This window comes from Streptomyces sp. NPDC007991 (assembly GCF_042958445.1).
GTDB lineage: Bacteria > Actinomycetota > Actinomycetes > Streptomycetales > Streptomycetaceae > Streptomyces.
Genome location: NZ_JBIBJD010000024.1, coordinates 42,809 through 63,727, shown reverse-complemented (window position 1 = coordinate 63,727; position 20,919 = coordinate 42,809). Strand labels below are relative to the sequence as shown.

The 20,919-nt window shown below is 71.0% G+C and carries 14 protein-coding genes; 5 read left to right on the top strand and 9 right to left on the bottom strand.

Features of this window, described 5'->3' with window-relative positions; translation table 11 throughout:
• The 4 genes from ACFZDA_RS40675 to ACFZDA_RS40660 all read right to left on the bottom strand — a co-directional run bounded on the left by ACFZDA_RS40675 (position 1) and on the right by ACFZDA_RS40660 (position 4,492).
• Entirely contained in the window at positions 1-780 is a 780-nt protein-coding gene (locus ACFZDA_RS40675; protein WP_391091459.1) for an SDR family oxidoreductase, read from the bottom strand.
• Positions 781-847: 67 nt separating this feature from the next.
• On the bottom strand, positions 848-2,065 hold the full coding sequence (locus ACFZDA_RS40670) for a methyltransferase domain-containing protein (protein ID WP_391091457.1): 1,218 nt from the start codon (positions 2,063-2,065) through the stop codon (positions 848-850).
• A gap of 201 nt (positions 2,066-2,266) precedes the next feature.
• On the bottom strand, positions 2,267-3,847 hold the full coding sequence (locus ACFZDA_RS40665; protein ID WP_391091455.1) for an MFS transporter: 1,581 nt from the start codon (positions 3,845-3,847) through the stop codon (positions 2,267-2,269).
• 60 nt (positions 3,848-3,907) lie between these two features.
• Entirely contained in the window at positions 3,908-4,492 is a 585-nt protein-coding gene (locus ACFZDA_RS40660) for an NAD(P)H-dependent oxidoreductase (protein ID WP_391091454.1), read from the bottom strand.
• Between the two features lie 146 nt (positions 4,493-4,638).
• Between ACFZDA_RS40660 and ACFZDA_RS40655 the strand changes: the two genes are divergently transcribed.
• The 5 genes from ACFZDA_RS40655 (at position 4,639) to ACFZDA_RS40635 (ending at position 12,508) form a co-directional block, all read left to right on the top strand.
• Positions 4,639-7,887 carry a BTAD domain-containing putative transcriptional regulator gene (locus ACFZDA_RS40655; protein WP_391091453.1) on the top strand — a complete coding sequence of 1,083 codons (3,249 nt, stop codon included), beginning with the start codon at positions 4,639-4,641 and terminating at the stop codon, positions 7,885-7,887.
• 190 nt (positions 7,888-8,077) lie between these two features.
• Positions 8,078-9,133, top strand: a complete 1,056-nt coding sequence (locus ACFZDA_RS40650; protein WP_391091475.1) for a glucose-1-phosphate thymidylyltransferase — start codon at positions 8,078-8,080, stop codon at positions 9,131-9,133.
• Entirely contained in the window at positions 9,130-10,119 is a 990-nt protein-coding gene (gene rfbB / locus ACFZDA_RS40645; RefSeq protein ID WP_391091451.1) for a dTDP-glucose 4,6-dehydratase, read from the top strand. The genes ACFZDA_RS40650 and rfbB overlap by 4 nt, the downstream gene beginning before the upstream one ends.
• A complete protein-coding gene (locus tag ACFZDA_RS40640; RefSeq protein ID WP_391091449.1) occupies positions 10,116-11,507 on the top strand; it encodes an NDP-hexose 2,3-dehydratase family protein in 1,392 nt (463 codons plus the stop codon). Before rfbB ends, ACFZDA_RS40640 begins: the two co-directional genes overlap by 4 nt.
• A gap of 35 nt (positions 11,508-11,542) precedes the next feature.
• Entirely contained in the window at positions 11,543-12,508 is a 966-nt protein-coding gene (locus ACFZDA_RS40635; protein ID WP_391091447.1) for a UbiA family prenyltransferase, read from the top strand.
• 229 nt (positions 12,509-12,737) lie between these two features.
• Here the strand turns inward: ACFZDA_RS40635 and ACFZDA_RS40630 are convergent, their stop codons facing one another.
• From ACFZDA_RS40630 to ispH, 5 genes are all read right to left on the bottom strand, one after another.
• Positions 12,738-15,152 (bottom strand): LuxR C-terminal-related transcriptional regulator, encoded by a 2,415-nt coding sequence (locus tag ACFZDA_RS40630; RefSeq protein WP_391091445.1) that lies wholly within the window; start codon positions 15,150-15,152, stop codon positions 12,738-12,740.
• Positions 15,153-15,764: 612 nt separating this feature from the next.
• Positions 15,765-16,934 (bottom strand): flavodoxin-dependent (E)-4-hydroxy-3-methylbut-2-enyl-diphosphate synthase, encoded by a 1,170-nt coding sequence (gene ispG / locus ACFZDA_RS40625; protein ID WP_391091443.1) that lies wholly within the window; start codon positions 16,932-16,934, stop codon positions 15,765-15,767.
• Entirely contained in the window at positions 16,931-18,781 is a 1,851-nt protein-coding gene (locus ACFZDA_RS40620; RefSeq protein WP_391091441.1) for a 1-deoxy-D-xylulose-5-phosphate synthase, read from the bottom strand. The genes ispG and ACFZDA_RS40620 overlap by 4 nt, the downstream gene beginning before the upstream one ends.
• 4 nt (positions 18,782-18,785) lie before the next feature.
• Positions 18,786-19,829, bottom strand: coding sequence for a polyprenyl synthetase family protein (locus ACFZDA_RS40615; protein WP_391091439.1), 1,044 nt, complete (start codon positions 19,827-19,829; stop codon positions 18,786-18,788).
• A 25-nt stretch (positions 19,830-19,854) separates the two neighbouring features.
• Positions 19,855-20,805 carry a 4-hydroxy-3-methylbut-2-enyl diphosphate reductase gene (ispH, locus tag ACFZDA_RS40610; RefSeq protein WP_391091437.1) on the bottom strand — a complete coding sequence of 317 codons (951 nt, stop codon included), beginning with the start codon at positions 20,803-20,805 and terminating at the stop codon, positions 19,855-19,857.
• Positions 20,806-20,919 lie beyond the last annotated feature (114 nt).

Sequence of the window (20,919 nt, the reverse complement as noted above, 5' to 3'; positions counted from 1 at the left end):
TCAGTGTTCGACGATCTCGTCGTGCGGCCACTCCAGGCCCTGGCCGAGGCCGCCGTCGACGGGCAGGTCGACGCCGGTGGTGAAGGTGGCGTCGAAGGCGAGGAAGAGCACCGCTGTGGCGGCCTCGTCGGCGGTGCCGAAGCGGCGCATGGGCGTCAGCTCGATGCCCTCCTTGATGTTGGCGGCACGCAGTTCGTCGGAGATCTCGGCGATGCCCATCGTGGGGGTGTCGGTGAAGCCGGGGCTGATGGTGTTGACGCGGATGCCGCGGGGCAGCAGCTCGGAGGCGAAGACCTTGGAGAAGGCCCGGATCGCCGACTTCATGCCGGTGCCGACGCTGGTGGCGACGAAGCCCATACCGACGGCGACGGCGGTGGTGAAGACGAACGAACCGCCGTCCTTGACCAGGGGCGCGAGCCGCTGCGCGGTGAAGAAGGCCCCCTTGGTGTTGGTGTCGAACATCCGGTCGTAGGTTTCCTCGGTGACCTGGCTGAGGGAACCGAACTTCAGGTAACCGACGTTGACGAAGACGAAGTCCACCTGGCCCAGCGTTTCCTCGACCGCCTTGCCCAGCGCGTCGATGTCGGACATGCTCGCCGCGTCGGAGCGCAGCACGTGGGCGCGCGGACCGAGTTCGGCGCGGGCGGCCTCGACGTTCTTCTCGTTGAGACCGGTGAGCAGCACCTCCGCTCCGCCTTCCAGGAGCTTTTTGACCACGGCCATGCCGATGCCGTGCGTGCCACCGGTGACCACGGCCTTCTTGCCGGCGTACTTCTTCATGACACCTTCCGGTTGGAATCGGGGGGGGTGGGGCTCGGTGCCCCGTGTCGCGGTCCCTGGCGGTCGTTCAGACGATGTGGACGTCGGGCACGTAGAGGATCCATTTGCCGCCCGCCGCCCGGAACTCCCTTTCCTTCGCCATGATTTCCTCGGCGTGGTTCCAGGCGAAGAGAAGGGCGTAGTCGGGGTACGGCCGGGAGAATTCCTCGGACGGGCGGACGGGGATGTGGGCGCCCGGGGCGAGCCGGCCCTGCTTGGCCGGCGTGTTGTCGCAGATGAACGGAACGAGGTCGGGGCCGATCCCGCAGTGGTTGAGGACGGTGGCGCTCTTGGCGGTGGCGCCGTAGCCGACCACCGAGCGGCCCTGCTCGCGCAGTTCGGTGAGCAGCCGCACGAGGTCTCGGCAGCTGTTCCGCGCGTGCTCCGCGAAGCGGTGGTAGGTCTCCGGCCGGGCCAGGCCCGCCTCGCGTTCGCGCTCGACGTGCTCGGTCACGGCTGCGGAGACGGTCCGCCGCCCGGGGCGGGCGATGGTGTACCGCATCGATCCGCCGTGCACGGACAGCGGCTGGACGTCCGCCAGTTCGAGGCCGTAGCGCCGGGCCATGGCCTGCACGGAGGTGACCGAGAAGAGGTAGAAGTGCTCGTCGTAGATCTGGTCGAACGCGTTCTGGGCGATGATCGAGCCGAGGTAGCGGTCCTCGATCACGAAGATGCCGTCGGGGCCGAGGAGCGCGTCCACGCCCCGGAACACCGAGTCGATGTAGGCGATGTGGCTGACGGTGTTGGCGGAGAAGATCACGTCGGCCGGACCGTCGTCTTCGGCGATCTCCCGTGCGCTGGCCTCCTGGAAGAAGTCCGTGCGCACCCGCACGCCCTGCGCCTTGGCGAACTCGGCGACCTGCGCCGAGGGGTCGACGCCGAGGTGGCGCACGCCGGCCCGGCCGATGGTCTTGAGCATCGTCCCGTCGTTGGAGCCGATCTCCACCACGAAGGGAGCGTCGCCGGTGAGTTCGCTGCCCAGCAGCTGGTTCGCGTACTTCTCGAAGTGCTCGCGCATGACCACCGAACCGGCGGAACGGTAGGGGTAGTCCTCGTGGAACATCTTCTCGCGGGGCACCTCTTCGATGAGCTGCACCATGGTGCATTCGGTGCAGACGCCCGCGGCCAGCCGGAAAAAGAACTCGCTGCCCGCCGTCTCGGGTGTCACGAAGGAATCGGATACCGGTTGCCGGCCGAAGTCGATGAACTCATCGACCGGGCCACCGCAGATTCGGCATTGGACCATGAACGGACCCCTTTGCATTTCGTGGGCGGGCGGCTTGTCGCGCCGGCCCGTGCGAACGCACATGACCATGCTGTCCACGGCCGTGGAGGGGGTCCATGAAGGGGCCGCTTCATGTGTCAGGTCCGCCGGTGGCGCCGGAAGGGAAAAAGCGCGGTCCCTTCGCCGGCGTGGCGAAAGGGACCGCGCTGTGGGGCGTTCCGGTCAGGAACGTGCCGGGACCGACTCCTCGTGCGAGGCGGCCGGATCGTCCTGCGCGGGCGGGGTGCCGCCCACCTTGCGCAGCAGGGTCACGGCGAGCACCGCCGTGACGGCGATGAGCGTGGCGCAGACGACGCCGACGACGTTGAGCCCGGCGGTGTACGCCTCGCGCGCCGCGGCCAGCACCTGGTCGCGCAGGTCCGCGGGAAGCTCCTGGGCGGCGACGATCGCGCCCTCCATGCCGCCGCGCACCGTCTCGGCGTGCTCGGCGGGCACTCCCTGCGGGACGGTGATGTCACCGCGGTAGAGCGCGGTGCCCAGGCTGCCGAACGCCGCCACGCCGAGCGACACTCCGAACTCGCCGCTCGTCTCGGACAGGGAGGCCGCGGATCCGCCCTTCTCCGGGGGTGCGGAGCTGACCACGAGGTTGGTGCCCAGGGCGCCGATCGGTCCGGTGCCGAAGAAGGCGATCACGAAGCCGGTGATCAGCAGCGGGAGTCCGCCCACCGGGTCGACGAACGCGACCAGGAGGTAGCCGACGGTCGTCAGGGCGAGACCGCTGCCGATCACCACTCCCATGGGCAGCCGCTTGGTCAGGCCGGGAGCGATCAGCGCCGCCACGATCGAGGCGAGCGCCGAGGGCACCATCCACAGGCCGGCGGCGGTGGGCGACAGTCCCTCGACCATCTGCAGGAAGCCGGTGATGAACAGGTAGCTGCCGCCCATGGTGGCCATCGCCAGCATCAGCACGAGCAGCGACGAGGTGAAGGCGCCCGAGCGGAACAGGCGCAGGTCGAGCAGCGGGTGCGCCAGCCGGGTCTGGCGGCGGACGAACACCGCGCCGACGGCCACGCCCGCCGCGATCACCAGCAGGGGAAGCGGCTGCCAGCCGTAGCGGGCGATCTCCTTGAGGCCGAAGATGATCGGCAGGATGGTGGCCAGCGACAGCGCGACGCTGAACAGGTCCAGCCTGCCGGCGTCGGGGTCACGGTACTCGGGCAGCAGGACGGGACCGGCGACCAGCAGGGTGATCATGACGGGCACGCCGAGCAGGAAGACCGAGCCCCACCAGAACTGGTCCAGCATCACGCCGCCGATCATGGGGCCGAGCGCGGTGCCCCCCATGAAGCAGCTGGCCCACACCGCGATGGCCCGGCCGCGCTGCCCCGGGTCCTGGAACATGTTGCTGATCAGGGCGAGCGTGGAGGGCATCAGCGTGGCCGCGGCGACACCGAGCAGCGCCCGGCTGGCGATCAGCATCTCCGCGCTGGTGGAGTAGGCCGCCAGCAGCGAGCTGGCACCGACGAACGCCGCGCCGATCAGCAGCAGCTTGCGCCGGCCGATGCGGTCGCCGAGCGTTCCCATGGTGACCAGGAAACCGGCGATCATGAAGCCGTAGATGTCCATGATCCACAGCGTCTGCGTGCCGGTGGGGTTCAGGGACTCCGCCAGGTGCGGAAGCGCGAGGAACAGCACGCTCTGGTCGAGCGCCAGCAGCAGCGTGGGCAGGGCGAGCACGGCCAGCCCCAGCCACTCGCGGGTCCCTGCCTTCGCCGGCGCCGCCGGGGAGACATGAGATGACATGGGTGTCCTTCCAGGGGTAGGGACGATGTGGTGCGGACCACGGGGACGGTGGTGGGAGTTTCAGCCGGGATAGGGCCGCACGGCCCGCGCGTCGCGCAGCGTGCGTCCCCACCACGTCAGCTGGTCGAGCATCGTCTTGGCGGCGGTCTCGCACTCCGTCGCGTTCACCGGCCGGCCCTCGTCGTCGAAGCGCGTCCAGTACTCGGGGAAGGCGACGGAGTCCCGGACCGTCACCGAGTGCAGCCCGGGGAACACGTCCCGCAGGTGGGCGACGGCGCGCAGACCGCCGGCGATGCCGCCGTAGGAGACGAACGCGACCGGCTTGGCCTTCCACTCGTCGACGTACCAGTCGATGGCGTTCTTCAGCGAGGCGGGGAAGCTGTGGTTGTACTCCGGCGTCACGATGATGAACGCGTCGGCGCGTGACAGCCACGGCGCCAGGTCCTGGACGGCGGTGGGCCGCTCCGCGTGCTCGTCCGCCGGCAGCACCTCGGGCAGCCACACTTTCGCCAGGTCGATCACGTCGACGGCGAGGTCATCGCGCTTGGCGGCCTCGTCGGCTATCCAACGAGCCGCCGTGGGACCGAATCGGCCGTTTCGGACGCTGCCGATGATGACGGACACCCGCAGCTTGGGCTCAGGCATGGTTCCCTCCGTGTGCTCGGCTCCTCGGCTGTCACCGTGCCCGACACCGCCCCCGGTCCGGTCCCGGTCCGCTCTCGGTCGCTCTCGGCCGCTCTTCACACGGGATCGTCCTGTCGCGGACCGCCCCCTTCGGCTAGCGTGATCACATGCGTTTCGGGGTGCTCGGTCCGCTTGCGGTGTGGACGGCTCAGGGCCGGCCGGTGCGGGTGCCGGAGTTGAAGGTTCGAGCTCTGCTCACCGCTTTGCTGGTCCACCGCGGCCGGCCCGTGTCCGTGGACCGGCTGATCGACGACCTGTGGGGCGAGCACCTGCCGAACAACCCCATGGGTGTGCTGCAGAACAAGGTGTGGCAGTTGCGCCGGGCCCTGGAGGACGCCGCGCCCGGCGGCCGGGACCTGGTGGTCTCCCGCGCTCCCGGATACGAGCTTCAGGTTCCGTCCGGTGCCGTCGACGCCGACCGCTTCACCGACCTGACGGCCCGCGCCCGCCGGAGCGCCGATCCCCGCACCCGGACGAAGCTGCTGACCGAGGCGCTGGCCCTGTGGCGGGGTGCGGCGTTCGCCGACTTCGTCGACGAGGAGTTCGCCCGGACCGCGGCCGACCGGCTCGAGGAACAGCGTCTGACGGCGCTGGAGGAGCAGGCCGAGGCCAGGCTGCAGCTCGGCGAACACGCCCTGGTCGCCGACGAGCTGGCGGACCTGGTGGCCCTGCATCCGCTGCGCGAACGGCTGCGTACGGCCCACATCCGGGCTTTGTATCTCGCGGGCCGGCAGAGCGCCGCCCTCACCAGCTACGCCGAACTGCGCGAACGGCTCGCCGAGGAGTTAGGGGTCGACCCGTCGCCCGAGCTGGCCGCGCTGCACCGGGCCATCCTCACGCAGAGCCCCGAGCTGGCAGCCGTGCCGTCGCCGAGCACCACAGCGGCCCGGCCGCCGACGAACCTGCCCGCCCCGCCCGTCGACCTCATCGGCCGGGACGCGCTCGTCGAGCGGCTGCGCGAACTCGTCGACCGGCGCCGGCTGGTGACCCTGACCGGCTCCGGCGGCGTGGGCAAGACCCGGCTCGCCCTGGCGACCGCGGCCGAGCTCGGCCCTGTCTTCCCCGGTGGCGTCCGGCTGGCGGAGTTCGCCTCCCTCGACCGCTCCCCCACATCGGCCACCGAGGTGCACCAGGTGGTCGAGGCAGTGCTCGGCGTACGCGACGACATCACCTCCCACCCCGCCCCGGACGGCGACCCGCTGTCCTCCACCGCGCGGGTGGTGCGCGCCCTGGGCGACGAGCGGACCCTGCTGGTCCTCGACAACTGCGAGCATGTCGTCGAGCCCGTGGCCGAGTTGGCGGCACGGCTGCTGAAGGCGGCGCCCCGGCTGCACCTCATGACGACCAGTCAGACCCCGCTGAGCGTCAGCGGGGAGCAGCTCGTGGAGGTGCCTCCGCTGTCCCTGCCGCAGTCCGTCGCGGGGCTGACCTCAGAGGACGTGCTGCGGTTCAGCGCCGTGGAACTGTTCGCGGCGCGGGCGGGCGCCGCGGCTCCCCGTTTCCGGCTGAGCGAGGAGACCATCGGCCCCGTGGTCTCCGTCTGCCGGCGTCTCGACGGCATTCCCCTCGCCCTGGAGATGGCGGCGACCCGGGTCCGTGCGCTGGGCGTGCAGGAGCTGGCCGCCCGCCTCGACGACCGGTTCACGCTCCTGGCCACCGGGGCCCGGGACGCCCCGGCGCGTCAGCGTACGCTGCGCGCGGTCATCGACTGGAGCTGCGGCCTGCTCGGCACGCAGGAGCGCGCCGTCCTGCACCGCCTGGCCGTGCACGCCGACGGCTGTTCCCTCGCGGCGGCGGAGGAGCTGTGCGCGGGTCCCGGCGTGGACCACGCGGAGGTCCTCGACCTGCTGGCCCGTCTGGTGGACTGCTCCCTGGTCGTCATGACCGACGGGGTCGAGGGGCCGCGTTACCGGCTGCTGGAGTCGGTCACGGCGTACTGCCTGGAGCAGTTGTGCGAGTCCGGTGAACTCGACGCCCTCCAGGTGCGCCACCGCGCCTACTACACCTCCTTCGCCGAGCGCGCCAGGCCGCATCTGCGCGGTCACGGGCAGCGGGAGTGGCTGCGCCGCCTCGACGCCGAGACGGCGAACCTGCGCACTGCGCTGGAGAGCGCCGTGCGCAGCGAGGACGGCGAGGGGGCCTTGCGGCTGGTCAACGCCCTGGCGTGGTATTGGCACCTGCGGGGCCGCAACCGCGAGGCGGAACGCTACCTGGCCACGGCCCTGTCCCTCGTCCCGCGGGCCCCGGCCACCCCGGCGGTCGCCGAGGCGACCGCCTGGCTGGGCGGAACCAGGCTGCTCCTGGGCGGCAGCAAGGCCCCGCTGGCCGAGTACCGTGCCGCGCTGCGCCCCTACGAGGAGCTCGACGAGCCGGCCGGCGAGGCGCACGCCCAGTGGTTCCTGGGGTCCAACCTGTACGGCGTCGGAGACCTGGCGCCCAGTGAGGAACTGATCGAGCGGGCGTTGATGACCTTCCGTTCACTGGAGGACCGCTGGGGCACGGCGGCGGCGCTGAGCAGCCAGGCCTTCATCGCCAAGCTGCGCGGCGACTTCGGCGCCCTGCGCAGGTACGGCGAGCAGAGCCTGGAGATCTTCCGCGAACTGGGCGACCGGTGGGGGCAGTTGCGTGCCATGGTGCCGCTGCAGACCCTGGCGGAGGTGGTCGGCGACTACCGGCAGGCCGGGCGGCTCCTGCGGGACGGGCTGCGCATGGCCGAGGATCTCGGGCTGTGGCCCGAGGTGTCGTTCCACCTCTCGGGTCTCGGCCGGATCTCCCTGCTGACCCGTGACTACGCGATGGCCGGGGAGTACCACGAGCGGGCCAGGCGGCTCGCCGTGGAGCAGTCGGACGACTTCGGCGAGCAGTTCGCCGAGATCGGGCTCGGGATGGGGGCCCGCCGGCAGGGCGATCTGGACACCGCCGAGCATCACATGCGCAACGTGCTCGACGTGCACCGGCGCATGGGCTACCAGCCCGGCGTGCCGTCGCTGATCCTCGCCGAGCTGGGGTTCATCGCGGAGCTGCGCGGTGATGTACGCACCGCCCAGGCGTTGCAACGGGACGGCCTCGCGGCAGCGCGGGAATCGGGTGATCCGCGCGCTGTCGCCCTGGGCCTCGAGGGCCTGGCCGGCGCGGAACTCCTGGCGGGCAGCGCCGAGCGGGCGGCGTGCCTCCTCGGCGCGGCCGCCGCGGCCCGGGCCCGGGTGGGCACTCCCCTGCCCGAGGGCGAGCGCGACGACGTGGACCGGATCGCCGCGGGCGCCCGTGCGCGGCTGGGCGAGGACGGCTTCACGGCCGCTTTCGAGCGGGGCGGGACGCTGAGTCCCGAGGAAGCCGCACAGCAGTCCCCGGCCTAGCGGGCGCTCACCCGCATTGCACCCCCGCCGAGGGCGGGTATTGAAGACTCTGTCACGTCAAGCAGGACATGACAGAGTCCAAGAACATATCGACGAGCGCCCGCAGTGGCGCCGTTAGCCTCACTTACGCACTCCCGGAAAACCCAACGGACATCACCCATTGGCCGAAGAATCAATCCGGAAGGACAAAGTGAAGGCTCTAGTACTGTCCGGCGGGATGGGAACCCGGCTTCGGCCCCTCACCTATTCCACGCCGAAACAGCTGATTCCGGTCGCCGGCAAGGCGGTCCTGGAACATGTCATCGACAATATCCTGGCGGCGGGCATCTCCGATATAGGCGTGGTCGTCGGCCCCCGGGCGGACCAGATCCGCGAAGTAATCGGCGACGGCTCCCGGTTCGGAGCCCGGATCACCTACATTCCGCAGGCCCAGCCGCTCGGACTGGCCCATTGCGTGCTGATCGCCCGGGAATTCCTGGGCGACGACGATTTCCTGATGTACCTCGGCGACAATGTGCTGCCGGAAGGAATCACGGAGATCGCCCGCACGTTCGCCGCGCAACGGCCCGACGCCCAGATCGTCGTCCAGAAAGTCGCCGACCCGCGGGCTTTCGGGGTCGCCGAGGTCGACACGTCGGCCACGGTGACCCGGCTGGCCGAGAAGCCGGCCACACCCCGCAGTGATCTCGCCCTGATCGGGGTCTATTTCTTCACGCCCGCCATTCACCGCGCGGTCGGCCGGATCCGGCCGAGCGCCCGGGGGGAGCTGGAGATCACCGACGCCATCCAGTGGCTTGTGGAGGACGGGGCCTGTGTGAAGGCCAGTGAATACCTCGGTTTCTGGGCCGACACCGGGAACGTCGACGCCGTCCTCGAATGCAATCGCAGGCTGCTCGACGAACTGAGCCCGCAGCGGCTCGGCGAGGTGGACGACGCCAGCGACCTGTGCGGCCCGGTGGTGCTGGCGCCGGGCGCGCGGGTGGTGCGCTCCCGCATCGAGGGGCCGGCCTTCATCGGTCCCGGGAGCGTCGTGGAGGACAGCCACATCGGGCGGTACACCGCGATCGGCGGCGACTGCACGGTGCGGCACACGCACATGGAGGACTCCATCGTGCAGGACGGGTCCTCCCTGTCGGACCTGCGCGGACTGAGCGGCTCGCTCATCGGCAGGACCGCCTCGGTGACGGCCACCCGCCGCCACCGGCTGATCGTCGGAGACCACTCCCGGGTGGAGGTCGCGTCATGAGAATCCTGGTGACAGGAGGCGCCGGCTTCATCGGCTCGCACTACGTGCGCGCCCTGCTCGAGGACCGCTGTCCGCAGGCCGTCGGCGCCCGGGTGACCGTCGTCGACAAACTGACCTACAGCGGCAACCGGGCCAACCTGCCGATCGGCGCGGAGCGTCTGGAGTTCGTCCACGGCGACATCTGCGACGCCGGGCTGCTGCGCGAACTGCTGCCCGGCCACGACTCGATCGTGCACTTCGCGGCCGAGTCGCACGTCGACCGCTCCCTGACGGCGGCGGCCGACTTCATCCGCACCAACGTGCTGGGCACCCAGGTGCTGCTCGACTGCGCGCGGGAGTGCGGAGTGGAGCGGATCGTGCACGTCTCCACCGACGAGGTCTACGGGTCGATCGCGTCGGGCTCGTGGACCGAGACCTCGACGCTCGCGCCGAACTCGCCGTACGCGGCGTCCAAGGCCGCCTCCGACCTCGTGGTCCGCTCGTACTGGCGCACCTACGGCATGGATGTGTCGATCACGCGCTGCTGCAACAACTACGGCCCGTACCAGCACCCCGAGAAGCTCATCCCGCTGTTCGTCACGAACCTCCTGGAGGGCAAGCCCGTGCCGCTGTACGGGGACGGCCACAACGTCCGCGAGTGGCTGCACGTCGACGACCACTGCCGTGCCGTGGAGATGGTGCGCACCGGGGGCCGGGCCGGGGAGATCTACCACGTGGGGGGAGGCGTCGAGCGGACCAACGTGGAACTCACCCACCGGCTGCTGGATCTGTGCGGCGCCGATGCCTCCGCGATCCGCCGGGTGGCCGACCGGCTCGGGCACGACGACCGCTATTCCCTCGACGACACCAAGATCCGCGAGGAGCTGGGCTTCGAGCCGCGGGTGCCGTTCGAGCAGGGACTGCGCGAGACCGTCGACTGGTACCGGGACCACCCCGGCTGGTGGAAGGACATCAAGCGCGCCACCGCAACGGAGGTGAACCGATGAGCACGCTGACGACGACGGCCTCGCGGCACCGCGACGGCCAAACGGCCGACACGGACCGCCTGGTCCGCTCGGCACTCTCCCCGCACGGCCGCGGCCCGCGCACCGAGCAGGTCGGACCGTGGCTGGACGAGCACGCCCGGACCCACAGGTTCCGGGTGGAGCGCATCCCGTTCGCCGGCCTCGACGGCTGGTCCTTCGCGCCGGGTACGGGCAACCTCGTGCACCGCAGCGGCCGGTTCTTCTCGATCGAGGGCATCCACGTCGCCCACCCCGAGAACCCGGTCCCCGAGTGGCGCCAGCCGATCATCAACCAGCCGGAGGTCGGCATCCTCGGCATCCTGGCCAAGGAGTTCGACGGTGTCCTGCACTTCCTGATGCAGGCCAAGATGGAGCCGGGCAACCCCAACCTGCTCCAGTTGTCGCCGACCGTACAGGCGACCCGCAGCAACTACACCAAGGTGCACCGGGGCGCGGACGTGAAGTACCTCGAGTACTTCGTGAACGTGCCGCCGGAGCGGGTGATCTCCGATGTGCTGCAGTCGGAGCACGGCTCGTGGTTCCTGCGGAAGGCCAACCGCAACATGGTGGTGGAGGCCGAGGGCGACGTTCCGCTGGAGGAGGGATTCTGCTGGCTCACCCTCGGGCAGATCGGCGCGCTGCTCCGTCTGGACAACGTGGTGAACATGGACGCGCGTACCGTCCTGGCCTGCGCGCCCGCGCAGCCGGCCGAGCCCAGGGCCCTGCATTCGGACCTGGGACTGCTCTCCTGGATCACCGCCGAACGCTCCCGACATGACCGCCGGGTGCGGTCGGTTCCGCTCGCCGAGGTGACGGACTGGGTGCGCGGCGACTGGTCCATCGAACATGTGCCGGAACGCTACTTCCGAGTGATGGCGGTCGCCGTGGAGGCCGCCAACCGGGAGGTGGCGCAGTGGACCCAGCCGTTGATCGAGCCGCTCGGACTCGGGGTCACCGCGTTCGTGACCCGTCGTTTCGGCGGCGTCCCGCACCTGCTCGCGCAGGCCCTCCCCGAAGGTGGGCTGCTGGACACGCTGGAGCTGGCCCCGACGGTGCAGTGCACACCGGAGAACCACCGCCATCTCGACCCCGCACAGCGCCCCCCGTTCCTGGACCTGGTGCTCGGCGCCGACGACAAGCAGATCCGCTACGAGGCCGTGCACTCCGAGGAGGGCGGTCGCTTCCACCACGCACAGAGCCGTTACCTGATCGTCGAGGCGGACGAGTCGCAGGCACCGACGCAACCGCCTCCCGGGTACTGCTGGGTCACGCCCGGGCAGCTCAACTCCCTCGTGCGGCACAGCCATTACGTCAACGTGCAGGCGCGAACACTGCTCGCCTGCCTCAACACCGCCGCGGTGACGCTCTGAGGGGCGTCCCCGGCCCGACAGTAAGGACTCACTTCATGGCGGCTGCGGGTACGCAAGTAGCCACCGGAACGGGCGTTTCGCCGCGACTGGGGCGGTACGCCAGGCTGGTCAAGTTCCAGTTCGTCCTCGACTTCTTCCTCGCCCTGCTCATCGTGTGGACGGCCATGGAGCCGGACACCCGCTTCGACGGGCCCGTACTCCTGACACTGCTGGTGTTCGCGCTGGGGAAGGTGGGCGTGCTGTCCGCGGTGATGACGCTGGACGACGTGACCGGCGTCAAGGACGGCAGCGACACGGCGAACTACCTCTCCGACGGCAACACCGAACTGCGTCCGCTCAAGCGCAAGCCGTTGCTCACCGGCGAGCTCACCGTGCACCAGGCGCAGCGGTTCGGGTACGTCGCCCTGGGCTGGGGTGCCCTGTGGTGGCTGGTGGCCGTGGTCGTCGCACCCCACGTCCCGGTGTGGGGCGCCGTGGTCACCACGCTGCTCCTCGTCTTCAGCGTGCAGTACTCCTGGGGGCTGAAGCTGAGCTACGTCGGGCTGGGAGAGGCGCTGCTGCTCTTCTCGGCCACGGCGTTCGTGCTGTCCCCCTACTCCCTGACCGTCGGGGAACTGCCCGCCCTGGTCCTGGTGGAGGCTCTGCTGTTCGGATTCGGGCAGCTGCTGATATCGGGTTACTCCAACACCCAGGACATCAGCGGCGACGCGGCGGTCGGCCGGCGCACCGTCGCGGTGATGGCCTCCGAGCGCGGCAACAAGGTGTTCCTGGGGGCGCTGACGGCGCTGAACATCCTGGTGATCCTTGGCCCGTGGGCGGCGGGCTGGATACCCGGCTGGTTCGTGCTGGCGACCGTGCCGCTCATGGCGCTGCGGCTGCGCCAGTACGGCTCGTTCCTGCGCGACGGTCACGCGCTGCTGGCGCGCAGCCGCGGCGTGGTGGTCTTCCGGACGACCGTCGCCTGCGTGCTGCTGTTCAACGTGGCACACCACTGGTCCTGAGCGCGCGGGGCCCGGTACGCGACGCGGTGGCGTCCGCCGCCGCCGAGCCTGCCGGGCCCCGCCTTTCGTGCGCGGACCGCGCGGCCGGCGGCAGCGGCCGGACGGAGAGCGGGGCCTGTCGTCGGGAGCACGCCGCGGGCGCGGGTCCGGCACGCACACCGCCGCGTGGTCGCCGACCGGCATCGGCCGGCAGCGTCGGTGTGCCGCGGCCCGGTCCGGACGACGGGCCTCAGGCCCCGAAGACCCGTGCGTCGGCGGGCCGTGCGGGTGACGGCCGATCCCGGCGCCCGGAGTTGTGCTTGGACATCCAGCTGGCGACCTGGACGCGCGACGTGCACGCCAGCTTGCGCATGATCTTGCGTACGTGGTTCACGGCGGTCCACTCGGCGATGCCCAGCCGGCGGGCGATCTCCCGGTTGGTGAGGCCGTTCGCCACCAGTTCGGCGACCTCGCGCTCCCGAGGGGTGAGCGGGTTGACGGCGCCGTCCGGTGCGTCGGGGTCCGGCTCGACGCCGTCCGAGGGGGTCAGCACGGCGGCGACGGCGGCGTCCGGCTGCGACTTCCGGCCCACGGCCGCCAGCTCCGCGGCCTCGTCGTCGCCCAGGCGCACCCGGGTGAGTGCGGCGACGGCGTCCACCTCCATGCGCACGGGCCCGGGCGCGACGCAGCCGGTGGCGGCCCGGATGCCCGCGGCGGCGCCCAGGGCGCGTGCCGCCCGGCGCCAGGTCTCCATCGACTGGCCGCGGCAGCGGGTCAGCAGGAGCGTGAACTTCTCCAGGCCCAGCGCGCACAGCGCCAGGTGCTTCAACCCGGCGATGCCCTGGAGGGCGGACCGGTACAGGTCGAGGGCACGGTCCTGGTCGCCCAGGGCGAAGGCCACGTCGCCCAGGACGAGGCGGGTGAGCGCGATGCTGCGCACGTCCCGCTGCTGCTCGAAGAAGGCCAGCGCGTCCTCGGCGAGCCGGCGGGCGCCGGCGGCGTCGCCCTCGGCACGGCGGACCTCCGCGAGGATACGCAGCACCTCGGCGTGTTCGGCGCCGTCACCCCCCGCGGTGGCGGCCACACAGTCCTCGAGGCGGCGGTCGGCCTCGGCCAGGTCCCCGCGCTGGAGCGCGACGAGCCCGGCCCCACGCACGCAGGCGGCCACCGCGGCATGGTCGCCCAGTTCCTCGAACGCGGCCCGGGCCTCGGCAAGGCACTCCTCGGCCGCGGTCATCTCACAGGCGCTCATCAGGAGTTCCGCCAGCGACAGACGCGCGGTGGCCTGCTGGCGCAGGGTGAGGCCGTTCCCGGCGTCGAGTCCGGAGCGCAGCCGCGTGATGCCCTCCCTGACCTCCCCGCGGGCCTGCCAGTACTCGTGCAGGCTCGCGGCGATCCTGACCACGCCCGCCGTGTCGCCGGACCGGGCGAGGAAGTCCAGGGCGCCGATGAGGTCCTGCCGCCAGTAGTCGATCAGGAGCAGCCACCGGCTCTGCTCGGGGCCGCGCAGCCCGCTCTCGGCGCTCTCGGCGAGGTCGGCGCAGAACGTGGCGTGGGCCGTGGCGAGTTCGTCGCTCTCCCCCAGGGTGTGCGCCTCCTCCAGCAGGAACTGTCTGGTGAGGCCGAGCATCGAGATGATGAGTTCGCCGTCCGCGCACTCGTCGGTGCGCAGCAGGCTCTTGTCGACGAACATCTCCAGCAGCCGCTGGAGTTCGGTGACGTCGCCCGGCCACATGGCCTGGGCGGTGGGCAGGTCGAAGGCCCGGTGGAACACGGCGAGCCGCCTCAGCAGGGCACGTTCGTGCTTGTCCAGAGCTTCGAGCTGACGGGCGATGGCCGCGCTCATGGCGCGGTGCCGGGACAAGGTGTCGAACTCGGTCCCGGACAGGGCGTCGAGGCCGGTGTCCAGTTCGTCCAGGAGCCGCTGCGGCGAGAGCATCTTCATGCGGGACGCGGCGAACTCGATCGCCATGGGCAGGCCGTCGGTCCGCCGGCACAGCCGGACGACCGCGTCGCGGTTGTGCTCGGTCAGCGCGAAGTTGGGGCGGCTGACGGCGGTGCGTTCCACGAACAGCTTGACGGAGGGGATCTCCCGCAGCTCCGCCAGGCCGGGTTCCCCGTCGGCCGGGGGCAGCTCCAGCGGGCCGAGGCGCAGCAGCACCTCGCCGTAGACGCCGAGCCGCTCGATCCCGGTCATCAGGACGGTGAGCCGGGGGCAGTCGTTGACGAGGCGGGTGACGACCGGTACGAGCGCGGCACGCATGCGGTCGCAGCCGTCCAGGAGGAGCAGGCACCGGCGGGACTGGAGGTACTCACGCAGGAGCGTGTGCACGGGCCGGTCCGTGCCGGTGTCCAGGCCGAGGGTCTCGGCGAGCACGGTCTCGGGGTCCTGGCCCGGGCGGACGTCGTTCAGATCCACGGCCCATCCGCCGTCCTCGAAGGAGCCGACGACGTCGGCGAAGGCCGCCGCGGCGAGTCTGCTCTTGCCGACACCGGCCGGACCGGTGACGGTGACGACGTGGACGGCCGCCTCTCCGAGGAGTCCGCGCAGTTCGGCCCGCTCCTCCTGCCGGCCCACGAGCCCGTGGCCCGCGACGGTGAGCACCCCCGGTCCGCCGGCGCTGAGCTCGTCACTGATGGTGGTGCTCGAACTGATCGGGTACATAGGCAGCCCCCATGGATCAACGGACACACGTGATGAATCGATCCCGCTTGCTCGTGGGCAAGCCCGTGCGCAGGACGAGCCGGGGCGTTGCAGCGCCGTGCCGTGCCGTGCGCGGTGGGCCGGCGCGGGAGGGCAGCGGAGAGCCGGCCGGGCGTCGGCATCGCGAGGCGCCGGGACGGAACGCGCCACGGCCGGAGGAGCCGAAAGGTTCCTCCTCAGCTTGCCGGGCGCGGGAACTCCGGTCCGTGGCCGCGTGCGACTTCCGTCGACGCCACGTGCAGTCACCCCCGTTTCATCCTGTTCCGGACAATGCCAAGGTAGTTCCATCGATATCTTGAGCGAATCGATCCGGCCATGTCGAGGTGCCCACCGCGCGCCTCGCCTGCGACCCGGCGCTTGTTCGGGGGCTCGTGAGCACCCTCGGTATCCTGTTTGTTCGCTTTCGTCGGGCCTCCCGACTCCTCCGACGGGGCTTCGTCGAGGACCCATGCGCACACGGCCGGTTGGCGCAAAACCTCCCCGGGCGGCGGTGGAGAATGTCAACTCCCCGGGCGCAGCACGACGACCCGCGGGCAACCCGCGGGCCGTCGTCGGGGCGGAGCAGGGAGAGGGTCAGGACGGCGTGACGATCACCGGGCCCGGCCCGTCGGCCGACGTGCCCTGCTCCTCGGCGATCCGTACGGCCTCCTCCACCAGCGTCTCGACGATGAGAGACTCCGGAACGGTCTTGATCACCTCCCCCTTCACGAAGATCTGCCCCTTGCCGTTGCCGGACGCCACACCGAGGTCGGCCTCCCTGGCCTCGCCCGGCCCGTTCACCACACACCCCATGACGGCGACCCGCAGCGCGGCGGGGAACCCCTCCAGCGCGGCGGAGACCTTCTCCGCCAGGGTGTGCACATCCACCTGGGCCCGCCCGCAGGAGGGGCAGGAGACGATGTCCAGCCCGCGCTCGCGCAGGGCCAGCGCCTCCAGGATCTGCGTGCCGACCTTGACCTCCTCCACCGGCGGCGCCGACAGGGAGACCCGGATGGTGTCGCCGATCCCCTCCGACAGCAGCGCCCCGAACGCCACCGCGGACTTGATTGTGCCCTGGAAGGCCGGTCCGGCCTCCGTCACGCCGAGGTGCAGGGGGTAGTCGCAGCGCTGCGCGAGCAGCCGGTAGGCGGCGATCATGACCACGGGGTCGTTGTGCTTCACGGAGATCTTGATGTCGCGGAAGCCGTGCTCCTCGAACAGGGAGCACTCCCACAGCGCCGACTCGACCAGCGCCTCCGGGGTGGCCCTGCCGTACTTCTCGAGCAGCCGGCGGTCCAGCGAACCGGCGTTGACGCCGATCCGGATCGGGATGCCGGCGTTCGCCGCCTCCTTGGCGATCTCCCCCACCCGGTCGTCGAACTTCTTGATGTTCCCCGGGTTGACGCGAACGGCGGCGCACCCGGCGTCGATGGCCGCGAACACGTACTTGGGCTGGAAGTGGATGTCGGCGATCACCGGGATCGGCGACTTCCTGGCGATGGCGGGCAGCGCCTGCACGTCGTCGGCCGAGGGGACGGCGACCCGGACGATCTGGCAGCCGGCCGCGGTCAGTTCGGCGATCTGCTGGAGCGTGGCGTTGACGTCCGCGGTCACGGTCGTCGTCATCGACTGCACCGACACCGGCGCGTCGCCGCCGACCGGTACCGACCCCACCATGATCCGGCGGGACGTGCGCCGCCGGGCCAGCGGCGGCAGATCGGCCCCCGGCCTGACAGCGGGCATTCCGAGACCAACCGTCGTCATCGTGTCTCTCCTCCGCGTTCCCGTTCGATGAGGCGGGCCATCTCCCGCTCGAAGTCGATCACCGGGGCGTCGATCCGGTTCTCCGCCGGTTCACTGATCTCCTCCACCACGGCCCTGGCGATCTCCTGCGCGGTCAGTCCGCAGCCCGAGAGCACCTCGGCGCGGCTGCCGTGCTGGAGGAAGCGCCGGGGAATGCCGAACTCCCGCAGCGGAGTGCGCACCCCTTCGTCGCGCAGGAACTGGGCGATGGCCGAGCCCACGCCGCACATACGGCTGTTGTCCTCGACGGTGATGGCCAGGCGGTGCCGGCGCGCCATGTCGGCGAGCGTCGGATTGACCGGCGTCACCCACCGCGGGTCGACCACCGTCGCGCCGATGCCCTGCGCCCACAGCACCTCCGCCACCTGCAACGCCACCCGGGCCAGCGCGCCCACCGAGACGATCAGCACATCGAGCGGCCCGGCCCGGTGCAGCACGTCGGTGCCGGCGAACGTGATCTTCGCGGGTATGTCGTCACCCGTCGGCCCCTTGGGGAAGCGCACCAGGGTCGGGCCCTCCTCCCACTCGACGGCCTCCCCGAGCAGTTCGGCAAGCCGGGCGCCGTCGCGTGGGGCGGCGATCCGCAGCCCGGGCACCACCTGAAGGACCGACATGTCCCACATGCCGTTGTGGCTCGGGCCGTCGTCGCCGGTGACGCCGGAGCGGTCGAGGACGAATGTCACCGCTCTGCGGTGCAGTGCCACGTCCATCAGCAACTGGTCGAAGGCGCGGTTGACGAAGGTGGAGTAGATGGCGACGACCGGGTGGACGCCGCCCAGGGACATGCCCGCGGCCATGGTGACCGCGTGCTGCTCCGCGATGCCCACGTCGATGACCCGCTGGGGGAACCGCTCCTGCATCGGCAGCAGACCGGTCGGCTCCAGCATGGCCGCCGTGATCGCCACGACGTCCGGACGGCGCTCGGCGATGCGGACGAGTTCGCGCCCGAAGACGGACGTGAACGACGGCCCGGCGGAGCCCTTCAGCGGCCGGCCCGTCTCGGGGTCCATCGGCTTGATGGCATGACCCCGGTCCAGTTCGTTCTGCTCCGTCACCGCGAACCCGTGGCCCTTCTCGGTCACCACGTGGACGACGACGGGCCTGCGCAGGACCCGCGCGCGCCGCAGCGCCTCCTCCAGCGCCGTCACGTCGTGCCCGTCGACCGGGCCGAGGTAGGCCAGCCCCAGCTGCTCGAACAGACCGGGCGGCCCGGGCTGACCGTTGCGCAGCTCCCCCAGGTGGTCGGCGAACCCGCCCTGGGTGAGCGCGTAGGAGCGCTGGTTGTCGTTGAGCACGATGACCAACGGCCGGTCCGGGCCGCCCGCGATGTTGTTCATGGCCTCCCACGCCATGCCGCCGGTCATCGCCCCGTCGCCGATGACGGCGACCACGGCCCGGTCGGTGCGGCCCTGATGGGCGTCGGCGCGCGCCAGGCCGTCGGCGTACGACAGCGCCGTGGAGGCGTGGGAGTTCTCCACCAGGTCGTGCTCGGACTCCGCCGGGTTCGGGTAACCCGACAGACCGCCCTCCTGGCGCAGCCGGTCGAAGCCGGCCGCCCGGCCGGTGACGATCTTGTGCACGTACGACTGGTGCCCCGTGTCCCACAGCAGCCGGTCGCGGGGCGAGTCGAAGACCCGGTGCAGGGCGAGGGTCAGTTCCACCACGCCCAGGTTGGGGCCGAGGTGCCCGCCGGTCACGCAGACCCGGTCGACGAGGAAGGTGCGGATCTCCGCGGCAAGAACGTCCAGTTCCCGCGCGCTCAGTTCCCGGAGGCGCTCCGGGCCGTGCACGGTCTCCAGCAAGGACATGCGATCACCGGTTTCGATAGGCGACTTCGAGGGCCATCTCGCTCAGTTCGTCTCGCCACACCGGTTCGATCGCGGCCTGGTCGAGGGCCACGCCGGCGCGTTCCACGAGCGCGTCGATGCGCTCTTCGATACGGGTCCTGCTCTCGCCGAGGAGGTCCAGCAGCGCGGTGGTGTCCCATTCGGGGCGATTGACCAGGCAGCGCACCTGCTGGTCCCGCTCCGCGGCTTCGGCCAGCAGCAGCGTCATCTTGTGCTGTTCCAGGTCGAGTCCGACCGGCTTGCCGGCGACCGTGCTGTCGCCGAACGCGCCGATGAGGTCGTCGCGCAACTGGAAGGCGAGCCCGAGGCACTCGCCGTACTCCTCGAACGCGGTCGTCAGGTCGGGCCGTCCGGCGAGCGCGGCCCCCAGCAGCAGCGGGCGCGTGATGCTGTAGCGGCCGGACTTGCAGATGGCGATCCAGCGCGACAGCTCCGGCGCGATCACGCCCTCCGCGGCCACGGCCACGTCCAGATGCTGGCCGATCTGGATCTCGGTGACCATCTCGCCCCACACGTCGCGGGCCGCGGGCGGCAGGTTCCGGGTGAGGCGGTCGGCGTAGAGCATGGCCAGCACCCCGGAGATCAGGGCCACGCCCTCGCCGTAACGGCGCGACTCGCCCCGCCAGCCACGCTCCGCGTGGACCGTGGCGTGTCTGACGTGCGCGGCGGGGGCGCCGCGCCGGGTGTCGGAGGCGTCGAGCACGTCGTCGTGGAGCAGCGCGCCGGTGTGGATCAGTTCGATGCCGGAGGCGGCGTCCGCCACCATCGGGTCGTCGGGGTCGCCTCCGGCGGCCAGGTATCCGGTCACGCAGAAGGCGGGGCGCAGCCGCTTGCCGCCGGCGTCGACCAGAGAGGTCACCGTGTCCACGGGAACCGCGCCCCGCTCGTCGACACCGCTCCAGCGGGCACGTTCGTCCGCGAGGAGCTCGCCAAGACGTCGCTCCGCCCTGCGCAGCACCTCCGCGCGTGTGCTGCGCACCGAGAGCCGGTCTGTCACCGCGGTCGTCATTTTGCTCCCTCTCCTGTCCGGCCGGTCAGCCGGCCTTGGCCGTGTCGATGAGGTGCGTCGGCGGATGGAAGACCACGTCCTCCTGCGCCACCTGCTCGATCTCGATATCGCGGTAACCGAAGTCCGCGAGCCGTTCCAGAACCTGGTCGACGAGGATCTCCGGGGCGCTCGCGCCCGCGCTCAGGCCCACCACCGACACTCCCTCCAGCCAGTTCTCGTCGAATTCCGTGACATCCGGTACAAGGTGGGCGGGAACACCGAGGCGGCGGGCCACCTCGACCATCCGGAGCGAGTTGCTGGAGTTCCGGGAGCCGACCACGAGCATGAGATCGGAGCGCGGCACGACCTGCTTGACCGCGTCCTGGCGGTTCTGGCTCGCGAAACAGATGTCGTCGGTGCCCGGGCCCCGCAGATCGGTGAAGCGGCGGCGCAGCACCTCGAGGATGTCGCGGGTCTCGTCCACCGACAGCGTCGTCTGGGTGAGGTAGGCCACCGGGGTGTCGGCCGGCAGGTCCAGCCGTTCGGCGTCCTCCACGTTCTCCACGATCAGCGTCCGGTCGGGCGCGTGCCCGAAGGTGCCCTCGACCTCCTCGTGCCCGGCGTGCCCCACCAGCAGCAGCGTGCGCTCCTCCCGGGCGAAGCGTTTGGCCTCCTGGTGCACCTTGGACACCAGCGGGCAGGTCGCGTCGATCACCTCCAGCCGGCGGGCCCGCGCGTTGCTGCGCACCTGGGGGGAGACGCCGTGTGCGGAGAACACGCACACCGCGCCCTCGGGCACGTCCTCCTCGGAATCCACGAACCGCACACCGCGCCGCTCCAGCTGCCGCACCACGTAGTGGTTGTGCACGATTTCCTTGCGCACATAAAGCGGAGCGCCATGGCGTTCCAGCGCGAGTTCGATAATCGATATCGCTCGGCGTACACCGGCGCAGAAACTGCGCGGTTCAGCGAGGATGACTTTCTTCTTGCGTCCCATTTTCACCCGTCTCCGCTGCGTGGTTCGACTCCCGTAGCCGACTGTGCTGTTCAGGTGCGTCCCCGGTCAACCGCATCAGTGGGCTCGGGCTCGAAGCAGTCATGTACCGCAGCC